General features: G+C 69.4%; 17 protein-coding genes. 7 read left to right on the forward strand and 10 right to left on the reverse strand.

Features of this window, described 5'->3' with window-relative positions:
* The first annotated feature begins 35 nt into the window (after nucleotides 1-35).
* The 3 genes from pyk to ACPL7H_RS16640 are packed head-to-tail and all read left to right on the forward strand — an operon-like array spanning nucleotide 36 to nucleotide 3,249.
* Entirely contained in the window at nucleotides 36-1,460 is a 1,425-nt protein-coding gene (gene pyk, locus ACPL7H_RS16630; RefSeq protein ID WP_424797904.1) for a pyruvate kinase, read from the forward strand.
* Between the two features lie 36 nt (nucleotides 1,461-1,496).
* On the forward strand, nucleotides 1,497-2,330 hold the full coding sequence (locus ACPL7H_RS16635) for a M55 family metallopeptidase (protein WP_424797905.1): 834 nt from the start codon (nucleotides 1,497-1,499) through the stop codon (nucleotides 2,328-2,330).
* A 58-nt stretch (nucleotides 2,331-2,388) separates the two neighbouring features.
* A complete protein-coding gene (locus ACPL7H_RS16640; RefSeq protein ID WP_424797906.1) occupies nucleotides 2,389-3,249 on the forward strand; it encodes a S66 peptidase family protein in 861 nt (286 codons plus the stop codon).
* A gap of 19 nt (nucleotides 3,250-3,268) precedes the next feature.
* On the opposite strand, the gene ACPL7H_RS16645 is transcribed toward ACPL7H_RS16640, so the two are convergent.
* The 5 genes from ACPL7H_RS16645 to ACPL7H_RS16665 are packed head-to-tail and all read right to left on the reverse strand — an operon-like array spanning nucleotide 3,269 to nucleotide 9,142.
* Entirely contained in the window at nucleotides 3,269-4,306 is a 1,038-nt protein-coding gene (locus ACPL7H_RS16645; RefSeq protein ID WP_424797907.1) for an ABC transporter ATP-binding protein, read from the reverse strand.
* The gene (locus ACPL7H_RS16650) at nucleotides 4,303-5,319 is read right to left on the reverse strand and encodes an ABC transporter ATP-binding protein (RefSeq protein WP_424797908.1); all 1,017 of its coding nucleotides are present in this window, start codon (nucleotides 5,317-5,319) and stop codon (nucleotides 4,303-4,305) included. Before ACPL7H_RS16650 ends, ACPL7H_RS16645 begins: the two co-directional genes overlap by 4 nt.
* A gap of 5 nt (nucleotides 5,320-5,324) precedes the next feature.
* Complete coding sequence (locus tag ACPL7H_RS16655) at nucleotides 5,325-6,239, reverse strand: ABC transporter permease (protein ID WP_424797909.1); 915 nt, start codon at nucleotides 6,237-6,239, stop codon at nucleotides 5,325-5,327.
* Entirely contained in the window at nucleotides 6,236-7,303 is a 1,068-nt protein-coding gene (locus ACPL7H_RS16660) for an ABC transporter permease (protein ID WP_424789126.1), read from the reverse strand. The genes ACPL7H_RS16655 and ACPL7H_RS16660 overlap by 4 nt, the downstream gene beginning before the upstream one ends.
* On the reverse strand, nucleotides 7,304-9,142 hold the full coding sequence (locus tag ACPL7H_RS16665; RefSeq protein ID WP_424797910.1) for an ABC transporter substrate-binding protein: 1,839 nt from the start codon (nucleotides 9,140-9,142) through the stop codon (nucleotides 7,304-7,306).
* A gap of 224 nt (nucleotides 9,143-9,366) precedes the next feature.
* On the opposite strand from ACPL7H_RS16665, the gene ACPL7H_RS16670 reads away from it, so the two are divergent.
* Nucleotides 9,367-10,068: a hypothetical protein gene (locus ACPL7H_RS16670; protein WP_424797911.1), complete on the forward strand. Its 702-nt coding sequence runs from the start codon at nucleotides 9,367-9,369 to the stop codon at nucleotides 10,066-10,068.
* On the opposite strand, the gene ACPL7H_RS16675 is transcribed toward ACPL7H_RS16670, so the two are convergent.
* Together ACPL7H_RS16675 and ACPL7H_RS16680 are read right to left on the reverse strand one after the other, a co-directional pair.
* Nucleotides 10,069-11,313, reverse strand: coding sequence for an amidohydrolase (locus tag ACPL7H_RS16675; protein ID WP_424797912.1), 1,245 nt, complete (start codon nucleotides 11,311-11,313; stop codon nucleotides 10,069-10,071).
* A 93-nt stretch (nucleotides 11,314-11,406) separates the two neighbouring features.
* Entirely contained in the window at nucleotides 11,407-13,287 is a 1,881-nt protein-coding gene (locus ACPL7H_RS16680) for an acyl-CoA dehydrogenase family protein (protein ID WP_424797913.1), read from the reverse strand.
* Nucleotides 13,288-13,452: 165 nt separating this feature from the next.
* Between ACPL7H_RS16680 and ACPL7H_RS16685 the strand changes: the two genes are divergently transcribed.
* Both ACPL7H_RS16685 and ACPL7H_RS16690 read left to right on the forward strand, forming a co-directional pair.
* Nucleotides 13,453-14,544, forward strand: coding sequence for an iron-containing redox enzyme family protein (locus ACPL7H_RS16685; protein ID WP_424797914.1), 1,092 nt, complete (start codon nucleotides 13,453-13,455; stop codon nucleotides 14,542-14,544).
* 20 nt (nucleotides 14,545-14,564) lie between these two features.
* Nucleotides 14,565-14,816 (forward strand): CDGSH iron-sulfur domain-containing protein, encoded by a 252-nt coding sequence (locus ACPL7H_RS16690; protein WP_424797915.1) that lies wholly within the window; start codon nucleotides 14,565-14,567, stop codon nucleotides 14,814-14,816.
* Here ACPL7H_RS16690 and ACPL7H_RS16695 read toward each other — a convergent pair.
* Genes ACPL7H_RS16695 through ACPL7H_RS16705 form a run of 3 tightly spaced genes read right to left on the reverse strand, consistent with a single transcriptional unit; the run spans nucleotide 14,769 to nucleotide 17,386 of the window.
* Nucleotides 14,769-15,791, reverse strand: coding sequence for an NAD(P)/FAD-dependent oxidoreductase (locus ACPL7H_RS16695; protein ID WP_424797916.1), 1,023 nt, complete (start codon nucleotides 15,789-15,791; stop codon nucleotides 14,769-14,771). The two genes, ACPL7H_RS16690 and ACPL7H_RS16695, sit on opposite strands and share 48 nt — an antisense overlap.
* Before the next feature lie 3 nt (nucleotides 15,792-15,794).
* Nucleotides 15,795-16,325: an isoprenylcysteine carboxyl methyltransferase family protein gene (locus ACPL7H_RS16700; protein ID WP_424789118.1), complete on the reverse strand. Its 531-nt coding sequence runs from the start codon at nucleotides 16,323-16,325 to the stop codon at nucleotides 15,795-15,797.
* Entirely contained in the window at nucleotides 16,322-17,386 is a 1,065-nt protein-coding gene (locus tag ACPL7H_RS16705; RefSeq protein ID WP_424797917.1) for a type III polyketide synthase, read from the reverse strand. Before ACPL7H_RS16705 ends, ACPL7H_RS16700 begins: the two co-directional genes overlap by 4 nt.
* Nucleotides 17,387-17,459: 73 nt before the next feature.
* On the opposite strand from ACPL7H_RS16705, the gene ACPL7H_RS16710 reads away from it, so the two are divergent.
* Nucleotides 17,460-18,263 (forward strand): UbiA family prenyltransferase, encoded by an 804-nt coding sequence (locus tag ACPL7H_RS16710; protein ID WP_424797918.1) that lies wholly within the window; start codon nucleotides 17,460-17,462, stop codon nucleotides 18,261-18,263.
* The last annotated feature ends 48 nt before the right edge of the window (nucleotides 18,264-18,311 follow it).

Below are 18,311 nucleotides of genomic sequence, written 5' to 3' on the forward strand. Positions count from 1 at the left end.
ACGAGCCACCCCGCAGACACAATAGGGTTGGAGCCATGCGAAGAGCGAAGATCGTGTGCACCTTGGGTCCCGCCACCGAATCGATGGACATGGTTCAGAAACTGGTCGATGCCGGGATGGACGTGGCCCGGATCAACCGCAGCCACGGCGACGTCGCCACCCACGAGGCGGTGTACGCCAACGTGCGTGCTGCGGCCAGGGCCTCGGGGCGTGCGGTGGCGGTGCTGGTGGACCTGCAGGGTCCCAAGATCCGGCTCGGACGCTTCGTCGAGGGCGGCCACGACCTCGACGAGGGTGACGTCTTCACCATCACCACCGAGGACGTCCCGGGCACCAAGGATCTGGTGTCCACCACGTTCGAGGGCCTGCCCGGGGACGTGCACGCCGGCGACAGGATCCTCATCGACGACGGCCGGGTCGCGGTACGGGTCACCGAGGTGGACGGCCCGCGCGTGGTGTCCCGCGTGGAGGTCCCCGGCCCGGTGTCGAACAACAAGGGACTGAACCTGCCCGGGGTCGCGGTGAACGTTCCGGCGCTCTCGGAGAAGGACGCCGAGGACCTGCGCTGGGCGCTGCGCCTGGGGGCGGACATGATCGCGCTGTCCTTCGTGCGCTCCGCAGCCGATTACGACGACGTCAAGGCGATCATGGACGAGGAGGGACGCACCGTGCCGGTGATCGCCAAGATCGAGAAGCCCCAGGCGGTGGACAACCTCGCGGAGATCGTCGATGCCTTCGACGCCATCATGGTGGCCCGCGGCGACCTGGGCGTGGAGCTCCCGCTGGAGCAGGTGCCGCTGGTGCAGAAGCGCGCCACCGAACTGGCGTTGCGCAACGCCAAACCGGTGATCGTGGCCACCCAGGTGCTGGAGTCGATGATCTCCGCGCCCCGGCCCACTCGCGCCGAGGCCTCCGACTGCGCCAACGCCGTGTTGGACGGCGCCGACGCGGTGATGCTGTCCGGGGAGACCTCGGTGGGCCAGTATCCGATCGAGTGCGTCGAGACGATGGCACGCATCATCACGAACACCGAGGTGCACGGCCTGGAACGGGTCACCCGGCTACGGGCCACACCGCACACCAGAGGGGGTGTGATCACCAAGGCCGCCGCCCAGATCGGAGAGACCCTGGGGGCGGAGTACCTGGCCTGCTTCACGCAGTCCGGTGACTCCGCGCGCAGGATGTCCCGGCTCCGTTCGGCGATCCCGCTGCTGGCGTTCACCCCCGATGAAGGTGTCCGGAACCAACTCGCACTGTCCTGGGGAATCCAGAGCTTCACCGTGGACCAGGTCCAGCACACCGACGACATGGTCGACCAGCTCGACAGCGTGCTACGCGGGGATGACCTCGCCGCGGACGGGGACCAGGTGGTCGTCGTCGCCGGAATGCCCCCCGGGAAATCGGGCACCACGAACTCCATCCGGTTGCACACCGTGGGGGAGGAGTTCCCCGCGCGCTGAACCAAACGGCGAAGGGTGCGCGGCTACGGTGGGACGATGCGGATACTGATCTCGGCGGACATGGAGGGCGCCACCGGCGTCACCTGGCCCGCGGACTGCGAACCGGGGGCGCCCGAGTGGGAACGCTGCCGACCCTTGTTCACCTCCGACGTCAACGCCGCTATCGAGGGATTCTTCGATGGGGGCGCGAGCGAGGTGCTCGTCAATGAGGCCCACTCGACGATGCGCAACCTGCTCCTGGAGGAACTGGACCCACGGGCCACGATGATCACCGGGCGGCACAAGGAACTGACGATGGTCGAGGGTATCCAGCGCGGCGCGGTGGATGGCGTGGCTTTCCTGGGCTATCACACCGCGGCCGGGACCCAGGGCGTGCTCTCGCACACCTACATCCCCGGGTCGTTGACCAACGTGCTCGTGAACGGTCGGATCGGCAGTGAGGGGCTGTTGAATGCCCACGTCGCAGCCGCGTACGGCGTGCCGGTCGTGCTGATCACCGGTGATGATCGCACCTGTGCCGATGCCGCCACGTACGCGCCGGCGGCGCGCACGGTGGCGGTCAAGGACCACGTGGCTCGGTACACCGCGGACTGCCGGCCGCCCGCGCGTACCCACGCCCAGATCAAGGAGTCCGCCGCCGCCGCGATGTCCCTCGCCGGGCAGGTCGAGGGTGTGAACCAGGGTCCCTTCACGGTGCAGGTCGAGACCGATGCCACCCAACTCGCCGAGGCCGCGACAGTGGTGCCCACGGTGGTGCGGACCGGGGACCGTACCGTGGAGTTCACCAGCGCCACGGCCTACGACATGATCCGGTGTTTCAAGGCCGTCTGCACGCTGGTCTCTGCGGCCACCGAGCACCGGTACGGCTGAGGTGGAGCCCGAGCGCATCCGGCCGCCCCGGCTGCGGCGCGGGGACACCGTGGCGGTGGTGTCCCCGAGCGGCCCAGTCCCGCCCGACCGGCTCGAGCGTGGCGTGCAGGTGCTGCGCTCCTGGGGCCTGGAGGTGGCCGTGGCCCCCCATGCTGTGGCGACCCACCCCGAACTGGACTACCTCGCCGGCACCGACGCCCAACGGGCCGGCGACTTCCAGGCCGCCTGGTGCGATCCCCGGATCGATGCGATCCTCTGTGCCCGGGGCGGGTACGGTGCCTTCCGGATGGTGGACCTCCTGGACTTCGAGGCGATGGGCCGGGCCCGGCCCAAGATCCTGGCCGGGTACTCCGACGTCACAGCCCTGCACCAGGCCATCGGCACCCGCCTCGGTGTGGTCACCCTGCACGCCCCGATGATCGGTGCCGAACCCTTCACCAGCGACGAACCCACCAGGGCGATGCTGCGCAGAATGCTTTTCGAACCCGAACTGGTCCGGACCATCAGCGCCACCGGAGCCCGTGCCCTGATCGGCGGACGGGCCGGCGGGATCACCATGGGCGGATGCCTGAGCCTGCTCGCCAGCGGCGTGGGTGGGCCCACCGGACCACCGAGCGCGGCCGGGTCGATCCTGGTGATCGAGGACGTGGATGAGAAGCGTTACCAGATCGACCGGATGCTCACCGAACTCCTGCGATCGGGCTGGCTGACCGGCGTCGCCGCGGTGGTCGCTGGGTCCTGGCACGACTGCGAGGACGGGGTCGATGAGGTCCTGATCGACCGCCTCAGCCCACTCGGTGTGCCGGTGCTGACCGACGTCGGGTTCGGTCATGGCTCCCGTTCGGCGACGGTCCCGCTGGGAGTGCGCGCGGGGGTCGAGGACGCCGGGATCCACCTGTACGAACCGGCCCTGGCCTGAGTCGGTGGACGCGGGCAGGTCAGGTCAGGTCGGCCCGCACCTGCTCGATCAAACCGGCACCCGGACCCAGGCTCGCTCCGAGCACCCGATGGGCGTAGTGACACGCCACCTGCCGCTCGGAGGAGTGGGCGGCCAGCACCGGCAGATCCACGGTGCGGCAGTCGGACGCGACCCCGGCCTGGTCCGCCTCACCACTGGCCAGGACCGGGCAGCGCGGGTGGAACCGGCACCCGCCCGGCACCGACGTGGCATCGGGTGGCTCACCGGCGAGCACGATGTGATCGCCGACGGGGGAGTCCGGCAGCACCGAGACCAGCGCCTTCGTGTAAGGGTGCTGGGGGTCGGTGAGGATCTGTTCCACATCGCCCAGTTCCACGATCCGGCCCAGATACATCACCGCGATCCGGTCCGCGATGGACCAGGCCAGACCGAGATCGTGGGTGACGACCAGGGCGCCCAGGCCGAAGTCCCGGCGCAGGCGCAGCAGCAGCGCCAGGATTTCCCCGCGCACCGAGGCATCCAGGGAGGCCACCGGCTCGTCGGCGATGATGATGGCCGGATCCAGTGCCAGTGCCCCGGCGATCACCACCCGCTGACGCTGGCCGCCGGAGAGTTCGTGCGGGTAGGACAGCAGGAACCGCTCGGGCGGGCGCAGCCCGGCCTGGGCGAGTGCCTCGCAGACCCGGGTGTGCTCGTCGTCGTCGATCCCGTGGATCCGGAGACCCTCGGCGACCGCGTCGTAGACGGTGTGCCGGGGGTTGAGGGCGCCAGTGGGGTCCTGCAGTACCAACTGCACCTTCTTCCGGAAGGCACGCAACTCCCGCACCTTGGTGCCCAGCGGCCTGCCACCGAAGGTCACCGTGCCGGCGGTGGGCGCCTCCAGCCCGAGCAGCGTGCGCGCCAGCGTGGTCTTGCCACAACCGGACTCACCGGCCAGGGCCACGATCTCCCCGGGGGCCACGTCGAGGTTGACCCCGGCAACCGCCTTGGCCTCACGGCCATCGGGAAGGCCGAAGGTGACGTGCAGGTCGCGTGCGGACAGGATCTGGTCACTCACGTGGTGGACTCCTCCAGTCGGACGGGAGCGGGCGTGCGGATCGGCAGACCGTCCTGGGCGACGTGGCAGGCGCTGCGGCGCTGCGGATCTTCAGCCAGGGCCTCCAGCGGCGGGACCACGGTGAGGCAGTCGTCCCGGGCCACCGGGCAGCGCGGGTGGAACGTGCACCCGCTCGGCAGGTCGGTCGGATCGGGCGGGTCCCCTGCCAGACCGCGCGGGCGGTGCCGGGCCTCGACGTCCCCGATCACCGGGAACGCGGAGGCGAGCGCGTCGGAGTAGGGGTGGCGGGCGCCGGCGAACACCTCGTGCGCGCGGCCCTGCTCCACCACCTTGCCGGCATACATCACCGCCACCTCGTCGCAGGTATCGGCCAGCACCGACAGGTCGTGACTGATCATGATCATCCCCACGTCACGTTCCCGGACCAGGTTGCTGATCAGGTCCAGGACCTGGGCCTGGACCATCACGTCGAGCGCGGTGGTGGCCTCGTCGGCGATGATCAGGTCCGGGTTGCACGCCAGGGCCATGGCGATCATCACCCGCTGGCGTTGCCCGCCGGAGAGTTCGTGGGGGTAACTCGAGGACCGCCACACCGGGAGCCCGACCTGGTCGAGCAACTCGGCCACCCGCTTGCGCGCGACCTTCTCCTCGACCTGCTCGTGCAGCAGGATCGGTTCGGCGATCTGCGCCCCGATCCTGTGCATCGGGTTCAGCGCGTGCATCGCGCCCTGGAAGATGATCGACGCCGAGGACCACCGGACCGCGCGCAGCGCGCCGAAGGACATGTCGAGAACGTCCTTGCCGTCGAGCAGGATCTTGCCCGTCACCTCGGTCTGCGGGGGCAGCAACCGCAGGATCGCCGCGGCCAGGGTGGACTTGCCGCACCCGGACTCACCGGCCAGGCCGATGGTGCGGCCCGGGTCCAGGCTCAGGTCGACCCCGCGCACCGCGGGGAGGGTCCCGCGTGAGCCGGAGTAGGTGACGTGCAGGTCCTGGATCTGAAGCAGTGTCACGAGGCTCACCGACGCAATCGGGGGTTGAGGGCCACTTCCAGGGCCCGGCCGCACAGGGTGAAACTCAGCACCACGAGCAGGATCATGAAGCCCGGGGGCAGCACGTACCACCAGGCCCCGGCGCTCATCGCACCGTTGGACCAGGCGCGGTTGAGGAGCATGCCCCAGGAAAGGTTGTTCGGGTCGTACAGCCCAAGGAACGCCAGGGTGGACTCGGTCAGGATCGCCCCGGCGATCGCCATGATGGTGCTGGCGAGCACCAGCGGGGTGACGTTGGGCAGCACGTGCCGGCCCATCTGGTGCCAGTGCCCGGCACCCAGGGCCCGGGCACGTTCCAGGTAGGGGCGGCCCTCGATACCACGCGTCTGCGCCCGGATCACCCTGGAGGTCCCGGCCCAGGAGGTAATGCCGATCGCGATGATCAGCACCCACATGCTCCGTCCCAGCACAACCACGAGCACGATCGCCAGCACCAGGGTGGGCAGGTTCATGAACCACTCGGCGATCCGCATCAGCACCCAGGAGACGCGGCCTTCGAAGTGCCCCGCGACGATGCCCACGAACGTGCCGATCACCATCGCCACCAGGGCCGCGGCGATCCCGATCACCAGGGTGACCTGGGTGCCGTACAGGGTCAGCAGCAGCACGGACCGGCCGAACTCGTCGGTGCCCAGCCAGTACTCCGAGGTGGGCGGTGCCATCCGGCCACCGGTCGCCTGCGTCACGCTGAGCGACTCCTCTGCGACCACGATCGGGGTGATGATCGCGATCATCACGAAGACGCTCAGCCCGATCAGGCCGGCGACCCCGGATCGCTGCCGGCGGAAGTCGTTCCAGATGGTGCGCATGGACTGGCGCCAGCGGCGCATACGCAGTGCGCGCGCGCTGCGCACGGTGGCGGCGGCGTTCTCGGTGCTCATGTCTTGCGCGCCCTCGGGTCGATGAACCAGTACAGGATGTCCGCGGCCAGGTTGGCTAGCACCGTGGCCGAGGCGAAGATCACGAAGAGTCCCTGCAGGACCGGGTAGTCCGGCACCGCGATCGCCTGGAAGAAGGTGTAGCCGAGGCCGGGCCAGGTGTAGATCATCTCGGTGACCAGCGCACCGTTGATGACGTTGCCGATCGCCATGAACACCAACGTCGTGGTGGGCAACAGGGCGTTGCGCATCGCGTGCCGGCGCCGCACCACCACATCACGCAACCCCTTGGCGCGCGCGGTGGTGATGTAGTCATTGCCCATCTCGTCGAGCATCGAGGCCCTCATGGTGAGCAGGTACCCGGCGTAAATCATCGCGGTGAGCGTGATGGTGGGCAGCACCATGTGGTGGGCGATGTCGAGGAACTGGGGCCAGAACCGGTCCGGAGTGTGCGCCGAGACCATCCGCCCGGTCGGGAACAGGCGCAGTTCCCGGGAGAAGATGATGATGGCGATCATCGCCACCCAGAAGGTGGGAGCGGAGAAGAAGATCAGCGCGATGTTGACGTTGCGCCGGTCGAACTTCGAGCCGTTCAGCCAGGCCGACTTCGCGCCGAGCGAGAACCCGATCAGCACAGACAGGATGAGCGCCACCCCACCCAGCAGCACCGTGGGCAACACCCGGTCGGCGAACAGTTGCAGAACCGGGACCTGGTACTGGATCGAGGTGCCGAAGTCCCCGCTGAGGGTTCCGGTCAGGTAGGACCAGAACTGGATGTGCAGGGGGTCGTCCAGACCCCACTCGGCCCGCAGTGCCCGCTCCAGTTCCGGAGAGGCCGACTGCATGTCCGTCATCAGGTTCTGGATGGGGTCCCCGGGCAGGATCCGGAAGATGAAGAACGCAGTGAACAGCACCGCCAGCAGCGACACGATCGCGCCGCTGACCCGGTTCAGCAGATACTTCGCCAGCCCCGTGCCCGCGCCCGATCGGGCGCCGTCGTCCGGCGCGCCACCGGCCGGGTCGTCCTCGGACCCGGCCGGCAGCGCGGTCGTTGCATCGGACGTCATCTACTCGCGTTCCTCGGCGGTTTGACGACGACGCACCAGGACCACCACCAGGACGGCCACCCCGAGCAGCACCACCACACCGACACCGATGAGCACGGCGGTGCTCGCCCCGCCGACGCTCTCGCCGGTCGGGCTCGCGGAGTGGTAGGCCCAGGAGCCGATCTGGCCCATGATCATGCCCTCATCGGCCGGCTGGGTGGTGAAGTCCCCGACAGCGGTGCTGTTGTAGGCCTCCATCACCGTGGGGTACCAGAGGAAGATGATCGGGGAGTCCTCGTACAGGATCCGCTGGGCCTCGAACAACAACTCCGCCCGGGCGTCCGGGTCGGTCTCGGACTCCTGGTCCCGCACCAGCGAGTCGAACTCCTCGTTGCAGTAGAAGGTGTCCGTGGTGCCGTCGCCGGGTGCGGCGGGCAACTGCCCACAGCTCTGCCGGTTCAGGTTGTAGGTCGGGTTCGGGTTGATGCCCCAGCCGGTGAAGGCCAGGTCGATGTTGCCCTCGTCGAACTCGTCCTGGACGTCCTCGGAGATGCGCTGTTCGGTCTCCACGCCGATCTCGTTGAACCACTCGGCGATGAACTGGGCCGTGCCTTCGCGCTCGGCGTTGCCGGCGTCCACGCCGAACACCAGCGACAACGGTTCGCCGTCGGGACCGACACGCACGCCGTCGTCGCCCATCTCATAGCCGGCCTCATCCAACAAGCGGCCGGCCTCATCGAGGTCGAAGTCCATCCGTTCGTCGTCGCTGGGCTCCCAGTGGATCGTGCTGAACACGTTCGGCACGATGGAGTGGGCCACCTCGCCGTAGCCGCCGCGGACTCGTTCGATCAGTTCCTGTTTGTCCACCGCGTGGTGCAGCGCGCGGCGCACCTGCGGGTCGGCCAGGGCGGGGTGCCCGCTGCCGAACTCCTCACCATCGCGGGTGACGGCACCGGTGTTGAACCGGAACGCCAGCCAGCGCCGGTCCGGGGCCACGTTCGTGGTGATGTGGTCCAGGCCCTCGACCCGGCCCAGTTGGGCCTCGTTCAACCCGCCGACCAGGTCGACCTCACCGGCCTCCAGGGCTGCGACCGCGGTGTCCGGCTCGGTGTAGTACTGGTAGACCAGTTCACTGAAACCGGGCGCGCCCTGCCAGTAGTCATCGAAGGCCTCGTACCGGATGAAGGCGTCGGTGGAGAAGTCGACCATCTGGTACGGACCGATCCCGACGATCGGGAAGTCGTCGTTTCCGTACTCGTTCCACTCACCCTCGTACTCGGACCAGATGTGTTCGGGCACGATCACCTGGTCGCTGCCCTCCAGGTTCACCGAAGGGCTGCTCAGGGTGAACTCCACGGTCCGGTCATCGATCGCCTCGACGTTCTCGATCAACTCCACCACGTCGGCATTGCGGGCACTGATCACCGGGTCGTTCTCGATGATGTGGTAGGTGTACACCACGTCGTCGGCGGTGAACTCCTCTCCGTCGTGCCAGGTGGCCTCGCGCAGGTGGAAGGTCCAGGTGAGCCCGTCCTCGGACTCCTCCCAGTCTTCGGCCAGTCCCTCAGTGGGGCTGTAGTCCTCCGCGCTCATCCGCACCAAGGGCTCGTACTGCAATTGCCGGAACTGGTGCTCGATCACGTAGATCTGGATGAAGGGGTTCCAGTTCTCGATGGACTGGCCGGTGGCGATGGTCAGGACGTCGTCACCGGCGAACTCCTCGTACTCGCCCTGTTCGTCGAGGTCGTCCTCGACCTCCTCCTCACCGGCGGCATGGGCCGGGACCGTGAGGGCCGCTCCTACGGCGATCGCCCCCGCGGTGGCGGCGATTCTGCGCCACATTCCTCGTCCGTGGGTCATAATTCGTTCGGCCTCCTGATCAGCGTGGCACTGGACGTCGGTGTCCTGACAACCGCGGCCGGGGATGGTCAACGGTTTGCCAGATGCACCACCATAGCGGTGCTTGGTTACCCGTGTGTGCCACGACACACATTTCACCAGGGCCGCAGATCCTCCGGTGGACACTGAGTTAATCTGATCGGCGGGGCCGAGGGCCCGGTGAGATCGGTCGACAGGAGGACGTCGTGATGCGCGCGAACCGCTGGGCAGCGGCGCTTGCTGCGGCAGCGCTGACCGGGATGCTCCTGGGGTGCACCCCCGAGGATGAGGTCCAGGACCCGGGTGGGGCTGCTCCGGGAGCCGACCAGGCCAAGAAGCCCGACGGCGATGACAGCGGCGATCGTGATCGCGTCACCCTGCCCCCGGAGTTCCTGGAGTGCGGTGATCCGGACGCCCTGGATGAGGACGAGGGGTTGATGCTGGCGTCATTGGACCTGGCCGGTGCCCAGTGGGCCACCCCGGAGGGGTTCGTGGAGACGTTCTCCTATTACGAGGACAATCCGGTGGAGAACCTGGTGGACCTGTGGGTGGCCGAGCCGGTGGAGGATCCGGTGATCTTGAACGTGGTCAATGTCGCGATCTACGACGGCCTGGACTGGGATGGCGCCGCCGACGGGTGCAACCGGGTGCCGTTGGCGGCCGTGGAGGACCGGCTGGCGGACTACCGCGACCAGATCGGGGCCGAGGAGATCTCTGAGGCGGAGATGACGCTGCTGGCCGGCCACCCCGCGATCACCCAGTCGGTGAGTCTGAGCAACTACGACTACCTCGGCTACTGGCTCTTCTCCCAGGACCAGCTCCTGCACCTGTACTGCCAGTGGACCAGCGAGCGCGAGGTGATCGAGGCCGGCTGCGCACAACTGGTGGACTCCTTGGAGGTGGACTGATCAGTCCTGCCAGCGCACGGGCCCGCCGGTCTCGGCGAACTCGGCCCGGGCGGCTGCCAGCACCTGGGGATCACTGAGCACGTCCAGCACGGTGCCCGCGATCCCGATCACCCCCTCCAACAGGGCGTCCCGGGCGGGGGGAGTGCGGGTGGAGGCGGCGAACTCGGCGGTGTGGGCGGGGATGTCGGCGCCGGTGGTGTCGAGACTGGGATGGATCGCCGGGACCACCTGGCTCACGTTCCCCATGTCCGTGGAGGCACCGCCGCCGGATCTGGCGGCCAGGTCGCGCCGACCGGAGAGCACACCCGCGAAGCTCCGGGTCAGGACCGAGTTGGTGCGGACCGGCAGGTAGGCCGGCTGGCGGTCCCAGACGATCTCGGCGGTGGTGCCGGTGGCCGTCGCCGCACCGCGAAGGGCCGCGTCCACCCGGGCGGACAGGTGACGTAGGCTGTCCACACCGGCGGAGCGTACGTAGAAGTGCGCCGCCGCTCGGTGCGGGACGATGTTGGGCGCCTGACCGCCGTCGGTGATGATGCCGTGCACCCGGTCGGTCGGCAGGATGTGCTGGCGCACCTGGGCCACCGACTGGTAGGCGGTGACCACGGCATCCAGGGCGTTGTACCCGCGCTCCGGGGCCGCCGCGGCGTGGGCCGCTGTCCCGGTGTAGGTGACCTCCACATGCCGCATGCCCAGGAACATCCCGTCGAGTCGGTCGGTGTTGCCGGGATGGACCATCAGGGCGGCGTCGACGTCGTCGAAGCCGCCGGCCCGCAGGATGAGTTCCTTGCCGCCACCGCCCTCCTCGGCCGGGGAGCCGATGAGTTCCACGGTGCCGGCACCCGACGCAGGGGCGCCGTCGTGGGCATCAGACAGCAGGTCCCGGGCCACTACGAACGCCCCGGTCGACATTGCGGCGATCAGGTTGTGTCCGCAGGCATGCCCGATCTCGGGCAGGGCGTCGTACTCGGCCAGGATCGCCACCTTAGGGCCGGACGTGCCGGCGCCGGCGCGAAACGCCGTCGGTAAACCGTAGACCCCCACCTCCACGTCCGCGCCGTGGCGCGTGAGCAGGTCGGCGATCCGGGCAACGGAGCGGTGCTCGTCGAATGCCGTCTCGGGGTCGGCGTGCAGGGCGCCGGCCAGTTCGTCGAGTTCGTCCAGCAGGCTGGTGGCACGCTCGATCACCTGCTCGCGTAGCACGGGATCGAAGGGCGTCTCAGGGCTCTGCGTCTCGCTGGTGGGCATAGTCCTCCGTTCGCTGGTGACCTGAGCCTCGCAGAGTCGCGTCGGTGCGGACACAGGCATGCCGGCGGCGTCCGCATGCTGGGCCCCAGGTTGCTAGCGCAGGGCCTCGTCCGGTGCGATCCAGGGCCCGGTGTTCTCGGAGGGGTCCAGGATTCCCGCTTCCAGCCAGCTGAGGTCCCCGCGGAGTACGGCTCGGGCGGTCCGCTCATCCGAGGCATCGGTGTTGATCCACAGTTCGTGGAACAGCCGGGCCACGGTGCGCCGCGCCTGACGGCAGTACGACGCGGCCAACCGAGCAGAATTCGGGGCGCTGCCGTCCTCCTGCTGCGTCCGCGCGCGGAGGCACACCGCGGTCATCGCGAAGAGTTCGGCGCCGATGTCCACCACCCGGCCCAGGAAGCCCTGCTTGTGCTCGAGCCCGCCCTGCCAGCGGGCCATCCCGTAGAAGGTGGACCGGGCCAGCCGGCGACTGGCCCGCTCGATGAAACGCAGGTGCGTGGCCAGCGGGCCGAAGTCGGCGTAGGACCCCGGCACCATCCCCTGGCCGGCGAGCAGACCGGGGAGCCAGGCGGCGTAGAAGCGCGCAGCCCGGACGGCGGCGCGGGCCCTGTCCTGCCCGGTGGCCTCGGGGTCGATGATGTCACCGGCCACCGACAGGTGGGTGTCGACCGCGTCCCGGGCGATGAGCAGGTGCATGATCTCGGTGGATCCCTCGAAGATCCGGTTGATGCGCAGGTCGCGCAACACCTGCTCCACCGGCGCCGCACGCTCGCCGCGGGCTTGTAGGGAGTCGGCGGTCTCGTACCCGCGGCCCCCACGGATCTGGACGAGGTGGTCGGCGATCAGCCAGGCACGCTCGGAGGTGAAGAGCTTGGCCAGGGCTGCCTCGATCCGCACGTCGGCGCGGTCGGCGTCGGTGAGCCGGGAGGTGAGTTCGAGCACCGCCTCCTGGGCGTAGGTGTTGGTGGCCATGAAGGCGATCCGGTGCGCCACTGCGGCGTGCTCGCCCACTGGCCGGCCCCACTGCACCCGCTCCCGTGCCCACTCCCGGCCGATCTTGAGGGACCACTTGCTGGCCGCGACGCACATTGCCGGGATCGACAGCCGCCCGGTGGTCAGCGTGCTCAGCGCGATCTTCAAGCCCCGGCCCTCCTGGCCGAGCATGTTCGCGGCCGGAACGACGACGTTGCTGAAGCGGGTCAGGCTGTTCTCCAGGCCGCGCAGACCCATGAACGCATTTCGCCGCTCGATGGTGATGCCGGGGGAGTCCGCCTCGACCACGAACGCGGTGATCCCGCCGGGGTGTCCGTCCTGCTCCGGGACCCGGCCCAGGACCACCAGCAGATCGGCGATCGACCCGTTGGTCGCCCACAGTTTGGAGCCGTCGAGCACGTAGTTGCCGTCCTCGTCGGGGGTGGCTCTCAGGTGCAGACGGGCAGGGTCGGAGCCCACGTCGGGCTCGGTCAGCAGGAATGCGGAGATCTCACCGGCGGCGCACCTGGGCAGGAACCGTGCCTTCTGCTCCTCGGTGCCGAACTGGCGTACCGGCTCGGGTACCCCGATCGATTGGTGCGCCGACAACAACGCACCGAGCGCGGGGCTGACCGTTCCCACCAGCATCAGCGCGCGGTTGTAGTACACCTGCCCCAGGCCCGCACCACCGTACTCGGTCGGGATCTTCATCCCGAAGGCCCCGGCCTGCGCCAAAGCGTCGAGGACGCCCTGGGGGACCTTGGCCTCGCGTTCGATCGCGGCGCCGTCGATGCCGGCCAGAACCTCGTGCAGTCGCCCCAGGAAGGCCTCGCCGCCTTCATCCGGGTCGGAATCCGGGGCCAGGTGGTTCTGGAGGATCTCCGGTCGGAAGCGGCCCAGGTACAGTTCCTTGGCGAAACTCGGCTGGTCCCACCGGGTGTCCCGGGACTGTTCGGCGACCCGTCGGGCCTCGCGTTCGTCCACTTCGGGTCTCGGCACCATGACGGCCTCCTGCATCGACGCGGGTACCCCTAGTCTCGGGTATCCCGGCGGCGGCGGCAACGGTGGTGATGTGGGCCCCGAGCCGAGATGCACACCGCACATGCCGGTGAGAAAGTGCGTTCAGGCTCGCGCCACCGCGGCGCGGCCCGATACGGGAGCGCAAACATGACTCAAGACACCCTCGGCGAGCAGGTCCGGACCGTGGCCGCACTCCCGCCGGGTTCAGCACCGTTCAGCCCCTTCTCACCCCGCGGGGAACTGAGTTCGTACCTGCTCAATCTCCTCAGCGGTCCTGGTATGGACGGAGTCGGTGAGTTGGCCACGATCGGGGACCACGCGCTCGGGCGCGCGGGTGAGGTCATCACCGACGACGATGTGCAACTGAGCCTGTTCGCGCTCTACAGCCTGGCCTACGGATCCTTCGACGCGTTCGGGGACCGGTGGGAGTGGTCCCCCGAATTGATCCGGCTGCGCACCGACCTCGAGCACGCCTTCGAGTCCGCGTTGCGGGAGCGGATCCGGCCTCCTGAGTTGCCGGCGGCCACGGCGGGGGCGGTTGCCGAGGCGCTGTTCGACCTGACCGCTCCCGCCCCCAGCGGTCCGAGTCTGTCGCGTTATGTGGCCAAGCACGCCACCGCAGAGCAGGTCCGGGAGTTCCTGGTACACCGCAGCATCTACACCCTCCGGGAGGCGGACCCGCACTCCTGGGCCATCCCGCGCCTGACCGGCCGCGCCAAGGCCGCCCTGGTGGAGATCCAGGCCGATGAGTACGGCGGCGGCAATCCCGGACGGATGCACTCGGCGATCTTCGCCGGCACGGTGCGTGGGGCCGGCCTCTGCGACCACTACGGGCACTACGTGGACCATGTCCCGGCGGTCACGCTGGCCTCGCACAACCTGATGTCCATGTTCGGGATCAACCGCAGGCTGCGGGGTGCCGTGGTCGGGCACCTCGCGGCTTTCGAGATGACCTCCTCGATCCCCAACCGGCACTACGGTGACGGCTTCCGCCGGCTCGGGTTCGGACCGGAGATGACCTGGTACTTCGATGAGCATGTGGAGGCCGACGCCGTTCACGAACAGATCGCCGGGCACGACATGGCCGGCTCGCTCGCCGAGGATGAGCCGGCCCTCCTTGAGGACATCATGTTCGGCGCCTTGGCCTGCCTGAGGGTCGATGACTGGGTCGGGGCGCACCTGCTGGATGCTTGGCAGCAGGGTCGTTCCTCCCTGCGCAAGCCGCTGACCGATGCCTGACCCCGTGACGGAGGAACTGTATGAACCAGCCCGCTGAACCGAGCATCACCGCCTATCCGAACGGACCGCTCCTGGTCCGGGGTGGTGTCACCATCGTCGCGGCCGATGGCACGCCCATCCCCATGGAGCGCCGGACCGTGGCACTGTGCCGCTGCGGGGCGTCGGCCATCAAGCCGTTCTGCGACGGCAGCCACAAGGCGATCGGCTTCCGGACCGAGCCCTGCTCAGGCGCGTCCGACCTCGTTGACGGCGGCGGAGAACAACCATGGTAGGCGTTGGGCTGCCGGTACCAGGTGCGGCCGGAGCGGGGAGGCGCCCGCAACCATGAGCACCCGCGTCAGGATGGAGTGGCGGCGCACGATCCGCCGCCACGTCCGTTCGTAGTTGCCGGGACGGTCCTGCACGATCGCCTCGATCGCACCCTGGGCCTGGGCCAGCGCCAGGCTGACGCCCTCACCGGTGATCGCATCGAGGTACCCCCCGGCATCGCCGACCAGGAGGACGCGGCCGGCCACTCGCCGTCGGGCATGCTGGCGCAATGGTCCGGCGCCGCGCACCGAGGAGGCGGGCGCCGCCCCGGCCAGGCGCGCCCGCAGGTCGGTGAACTCGGCCAGCTGGGTCTCATAGGGTGCCCGCTGGCTGGTCAGGATCGCGATGCCGACCTCGTCCTCGGCGACCGGGGTCACATAGGCCTCCGCGTGTGCGGACCAGTGCACCTCGACATGGTCGGTCCACGGCGCACGGCGTACGTGCTGGCGCAACCCGTACCGTCCCGGCCCACGGGTGGGCCGGTCCAGCCCGAGCATCCGGCGCCCGGGGGAGTGTAGGCCGTCGGCCAGGATGAGGTACCCGGCCACCGTGCCATCGACGACGACGCCCCTGGCCTGGGATTCGACGGCCCGTACCCGGGTCTGCTCGATGGGGATACCGGCCTCGCGGGTGGCCTGCAGCAGTGCGCGGTGCAACTCGGTGCGACGCACCCCGCGACCGGGCGGGCCCAGGAAGTGCGCCTCGGCCTGCCGGCCCGGAGCGCAGTACCGCACTCCCTTGAGGTCCTGCCCCTTCGGGTGCACACCGAGTCGCTCCAGGTGGGCGATCCCCGCGGGCATCACGCCCTCCCCACAGGCCTTGTCGATCACGCCCTCGCGCGGCTCACGCACCACCACCGACATTCCGGCCGCGACCGCGTGCAGTGCGGCGGCCAGACCGGCGGGGCCGGCGCCGGCGATGACCAGGTCAACGGCCACGCCTCAGCCCTGTGCCGGTGCTGCGGCCACGAGCGCGCGGTTCTCGGTCCGGATGCGCACGGTGAGCAGCGCGGCGTTGGCCACCGTGAACACCGCCGCGGTGATCCAGGCAGAGTGCACCAGCGGCAGGGCGAATCCCTCCACCACCACGGCCACGTAGTTGGGGTGGCGCAGCCACCGGTACGGGCCGCCCTGGACCAAGGGCAGCCCGGGTACCACGATCACCCGGGTGTTCCAGCGCCGCCCCAGGGAGGAGATGCACCACCAGCGCAATCCCTGGGAGCCCAACGCCAGCACCAGCATCGTCACCCCGAGTACCGGCACGAACGGGACCGGGGTCAACCACACCTCCGCCAGGGCACCGGCGAGCAGCCCGGTATGCAGCACCACCATCACCGGGTAGTGGCCGGCACCGGCCTCCCAGGCACCACGGGCGAAGGCCCACGCGGCGTTGCGGCGCGCGACGATCAGTTCAGCCACCCGCTCCAGCCCGACGGCCGCGATCAGCACGGTGAACAGGATCTGGGAGGTCACCGGGCCTCCAACAGCACCAGTTCCAGGCTGAATCCCGGACCCATCGCCATCATCAGTCCGAAGGTACCCGGATCGGGCGAGCGGTCCAAGGCGGCCCGCAGGATGTGCAGGACCGAGGCCGAGGAGAGGTTGCCCACCTCCCGCAGGGACCGGCTGGTCAGTTCCAGGGCCTCGTGCGGCAGGCCGAGGGTCTCGGCGAGGGAGTCGATCACCTTCGGTCCACCGGGGTGGCACACCCACCAGCCCACATCGGCGATGGACAGGCCGTTGCGGGCGAGGAATGCCGCGACGTCGTCGCCCACGTTGTCGCGAACCAGATCGGGTACCTCCGCTCCCAGCACGATGCGCAGACCGGTGCTGCCCACGTCCCAGCCCATGGCCTCGGCGGTTCCGACGTAGAGGCGGCTGGCCGAGTCCAGCACCCGCGGGCCGGTGCTGCTCGGCACGCTCGGGTGATCCGCTCCGGTCGCGATGAGCGCGCCACCGCCGTCGCCGAACAACCCACTGGCCACCAGGTTCGCACCGGAGTCGTCACCACGCTGGATCGTCAGGGAACACAGCTCCACGCTGATCAGGGCAGCAACGCCGTCGGGCCGTCCCCGCAGGAAGTCATGCAGCCGCGCCGTGCCTGCGGCGCCGGCCATGCACCCGAGGCCCACGATGGGCAGCCGCACCACGTCGGGGCGCAACCCCACCCGTTCGGCTATCCGCGCCTCGAGCGAGGGCACGGCGAGCCCGGTGATCGTGACCGAGACCACCAGGTCGACATCCTGCGGGGTCAGGCCGGCCTCCCGCAGGGCGTTGGTCAGGGCGAGGGCACCCAACTCGACGGAGGCTTCGATGAATGCGTCGTTGGTCTGCCCGAAATCGGACAGTGCCGCGTAACGTTCCAGGGGCAGTGCCAGGTGTCGGTAGTCCACCTCGCAACCGCCGTGGATGCGCCGCAGCATGCGTTCGCCGGGGGCGTCCACTCCGATGATCGGCACCAGTGCATCGGTGAGTTGGCTCTGGCTGTACCGGTGCGCAGGAAGCACCGGCGCGACGGCGAGCACCTGTGTCATTTCTCGAGCGTACGGATATTCGCCGGGGTTCGCGTCCTGTGCCGACGCCGGTGGGACCGCGTAGCCTCAGGGGGTGCGCATCGTCATCGCTCTGCTGCGTGCCACCCATCCCGCTCCTACCGTGGTGGTCACCGCCCTGGCGACGCTGCTGGCTCTGGAGGCAGGTCACGACGCCGGGACCATCGTCGTCGTGGCGCTGGCGGTGCTGACCGGGCAGTTCACGATCGGCTGGTCCAACGACCTGCTCGACGCCGATCGGGACCGGGCTGTGGGGCGTACGGACAAGCCGCTGGCCACGGGCGAGTTGACCAAAGCGACGGTCGTGGCGGCTCTTGTCGCATCGGCGCTGGTGTGTCTCGCCTCGAGCCTGGCGCTGGGTTGGGCTGCGGCGCTGGCGCACCTGGTGCTGGTCGGCTCGGGCTGGGTCTACAACGCCGGACTGAAAGCCACGGTGTGGTCATGGGTGCCCTATGCCGCCGCATTCGCTGCACTGCCGGCCGTTCCATGGCTGGCGTTGACTCCCGCGCTGCTGCCGCCCTGGTGGATGCTCGCCGTCGGTGGGCTGCTCGGAGTCGGAGCGCATCTGGTCAACGTGCTGCCGGACCTCAGCGATGATGCCGCCACCGGGGTGCGCGGGCTGGGCCACCGGCTCGGCGGACCTACCTGCGGGCGCCTTGCCGTCGTCGTCCTTCTCGCCGGTACGGCCGTGGGTGTGCTCGGGCCTGCGGGACCGGTGCCCTGGTGGGCCTGGGGGGTGCTCGTCGTCGCGGGGGTGCTGGCAGCAGCCTCGGTGGCGGCACCGCGCCGGCTTCCGTTCTACGGGGCGATGGCGATTGCGGTGTTGAACGTGGTGATGCTGCTGGCCAGGTCCGCCTGAACCGGCCGAAAGGCATTTACCACGGTTGACGACGTTTGGTTACCGCGC

The sequence above is a fragment of the Pseudactinotalea sp. Z1732 genome (genome assembly GCF_049724975.1).
Taxonomy (GTDB): Bacteria; Actinomycetota; Actinomycetes; order Actinomycetales; family Beutenbergiaceae; genus CALKWS01.

Excerpts from the sequence above, each read along its gene's own strand:
- ACPL7H_RS16660 (WP_424789126.1), bottom strand. The coding sequence starts at position 7,303 with ATGACGTCCGATGCAACGACCGCGCTGCCGGCCGGGTCCGAGGACGAC.
- ACPL7H_RS16680 (WP_424797913.1), bottom strand. The coding sequence starts at position 13,287 with ATGGTGCCGAGACCCGAAGTGGACGAACGCGAGGCCCGACGGGTCGCC.
- ACPL7H_RS16655 (WP_424797909.1), bottom strand. The coding sequence starts at position 6,239 with ATGAGCACCGAGAACGCCGCCGCCACCGTGCGCAGCGCGCGCGCACTG.
- ACPL7H_RS16635 (WP_424797905.1), top strand. The coding sequence starts at position 1,497 with ATGCGGATACTGATCTCGGCGGACATGGAGGGCGCCACCGGCGTCACC.
- pyk (WP_424797904.1), top strand. The coding sequence starts at position 36 with ATGCGAAGAGCGAAGATCGTGTGCACCTTGGGTCCCGCCACCGAATCG.
- ACPL7H_RS16685 (WP_424797914.1), top strand. The coding sequence starts at position 13,453 with ATGACTCAAGACACCCTCGGCGAGCAGGTCCGGACCGTGGCCGCACTC.
- ACPL7H_RS16690 (WP_424797915.1), top strand. The coding sequence starts at position 14,565 with ATGAACCAGCCCGCTGAACCGAGCATCACCGCCTATCCGAACGGACCG.
- ACPL7H_RS16665 (WP_424797910.1), bottom strand. The coding sequence starts at position 9,142 with ATGACCCACGGACGAGGAATGTGGCGCAGAATCGCCGCCACCGCGGGG.
- ACPL7H_RS16705 (WP_424797917.1), bottom strand. The coding sequence starts at position 17,386 with ATGACACAGGTGCTCGCCGTCGCGCCGGTGCTTCCTGCGCACCGGTAC.
- ACPL7H_RS16675 (WP_424797912.1), bottom strand. The coding sequence starts at position 11,313 with ATGCCCACCAGCGAGACGCAGAGCCCTGAGACGCCCTTCGATCCCGTG.